Below are 2,219 nucleotides of genomic sequence, written 5' to 3' on the forward strand. Positions count from 1 at the left end.
CGGAGCGCTGCTGTCCGCGATCGGCATCGCCGGCATGGACCGCCTCGTGCAACGCAACGTCCTGGCCATGTCCGGCCGCGCCGTCGAAGCCGCCGGCGATGTCAACACCCTGCTGCTGGACAAGACCGGCACCATCACCCTCGGCAACCGGCAGGCCGGCGAGTTCGTCGCCGTCGACGGCGTGACCGCGCAGGAGCTCGCCGACGCCGCGCAGCTGTCCAGCCTCGCCGACGAGACCCCGGAGGGCCGCAGCGTCGTGGTGTACGCGAAGACCGCGCACGGTCTGCGCGAGCGGACCCCCGGCGAGCTGGCTGGCGCGACGTGGGTGCCGTTCACCGCGCAGACCCGCATGTCCGGTGTCGACGTCGGCGACCGGCAGGTCCGCAAGGGCGCCGCGACCGCGGTCATGAAGTGGGTCCGCGACCACGGCGGGCACCCGACCAACGACGTCGGGGCGATCGTCGACGCGATCTCCGGCTCCGGCGGCACCCCGCTCGTCGTCGCCGAACGCGTGGGTGCCAGCCCGGCGCGGGCGCTGGGTGTCATCCACCTCAAGGACGTCGTGAAGCAGGGGATGCGGGACCGGTTCGACGCGATGCGCCGCATGGGCATCCGCACCGTCATGATCACCGGCGACAACCCGCTGACCGCGGCGGCGATCGCGAAGGAGGCCGGCGTCGACGACTTCCTCGCCGAGGCCACCCCCGAGGACAAGATGGCCCTCATCAAGAAGGAGCAGCAGGGCGGCAAGCTCGTCGCGATGACCGGCGACGGCACCAACGACGCCCCGGCGCTCGCCCAGGCCGACGTCGGTGTCGCCATGAACACCGGCACGTCGGCGGCGAAAGAGGCCGGCTCCCATTCATCGGCATCAAGCTCATCGACCTCATCATCCAGTTCATCCCCGGGATCTCCTGATGCGTCTACCAGCCTGGCTCAGCCAGCACCTCGCCGCGGCCCGCGCCCTGCTCCTGCTCACCGTCCTGCTCGGCCTCGTCTACCCGCTGCTGCTCGTCGGCATCGGCCGGCTCCCGGGCCTGTCCGGGCGGGCCGACGGCTCCCTCGTCACCAGGGACGGCAAGACCATCGGCAGCCGCCTGATCGGCCAGTCGTTCACCGACACCGACGGCAACCCGCTCAAGCAGTACTTCCAGTCCAGGCCGTCCGCCGCCGGCGACGGCTACGACCCGACCGCGACATCGGCCAGCAACCTCGGCCCCGAGAACATCGTCGACCGCCCCGACAAGCCCAGCCTGCTCACCCAGGTCTGCACCCGCAGCAAGGCGATCGGCGACCTCGAACACGTCGACGGCCGCCGCACCCGCACATCAGCGTCGCCTACGCCCGGCTGCAGGTGAACCGGGTCGCGGCCGCCCGTGGCATGTCCGCGGCGGACACGCAGAAGCTCATCGGCAAGTACACCACCGGACGGGTGCTCGGATTCGTCGGCGAACCCGGCGTCAACGTCCTGCAACTGAACCTGGCCCTCGACGCCGCCCACCCCGTCCGCGGCTGACCCGCGCCGGCCCGCCGCCCATCCAGCGGCGGGCCGGCCATCAACGGAAAGGCTTGGTGCGACCTTGGCGCGCGGACAACTGCGGGTCTACCTCGGCGCCGCGCCCGGCGTCGGCAAGACCTACAAGATGCTCGAAGAGGGGCGCCGGCGGCGGCAGCGCGGCACCGACGTCGTCGTCGGGTTCGTCGAGACGCACGGCCGGCCGTTCACCGAGGCCATGTTGTCCGGCCTGGAGGTCATCCCTCGCAGGACGATGACCTACCGCGGCGCGCAGTTCACCGAGATGGACCTCGACGCCGTCCTCGCCCGCCGGCCCGAGGTCGTCGTCGTCGACGAGCTCGCCCACACCAACGTCCCCGGCAGCCGGCACACCAAACGGTTCCACGACATCGAGACGCTGCTCGACGCCGGGATCACCGTGCTCACCACCGTCAACATCCAGCACCTCGAGTCGCTCAACGACGTCGTGGAACAGATCACCGGCGTACCGCAACGCGAGACCGTCCCCGACGCCGTCGCCCGCCGCGCCGAGCAGATCGAGCTGGTCGACATGACCCCGGAGGCGCTGCGCCGCCGCATGGCGCACGGCAACATCTACCGCCCGGAGAAGGTCGACGCGGCGCTCGGCAACTACTTCCGGGTCGGCAACCTCACCGCCCTGCGCGAGCTGGCCCTGCTGTGGCTCGCCGACAAGGTCGACGAC

General features: G+C 71.3%; 1 protein-coding gene and 2 pseudogenes. All 3 read left to right on the forward strand.

The annotated features are described in order from the left end of the window. Nucleotides 1-886: pseudogene (locus OP18_RS56680) on the forward strand (HAD-IC family P-type ATPase); the annotation flags it as partial. A 31-nt stretch (nt 887-917) separates the two neighbouring features. Beyond that, a pseudogene (locus OP18_RS51830) lies at nt 918-1,516 on the forward strand (potassium-transporting ATPase subunit C). Nucleotides 1,517-1,580: 64 nt separating this feature from the next. Then, on the forward strand, nt 1,581-2,219 hold a 639-nt coding region (locus tag OP18_RS50590; RefSeq protein WP_033367973.1), incomplete at its 3' end, for a histidine kinase.

Origin of the sequence: Dactylosporangium aurantiacum, assembly GCF_000716715.1 — a bacterium.
Classification (GTDB): Bacteria; Actinomycetota; Actinomycetes; order Mycobacteriales; family Micromonosporaceae; genus Dactylosporangium; species Dactylosporangium aurantiacum.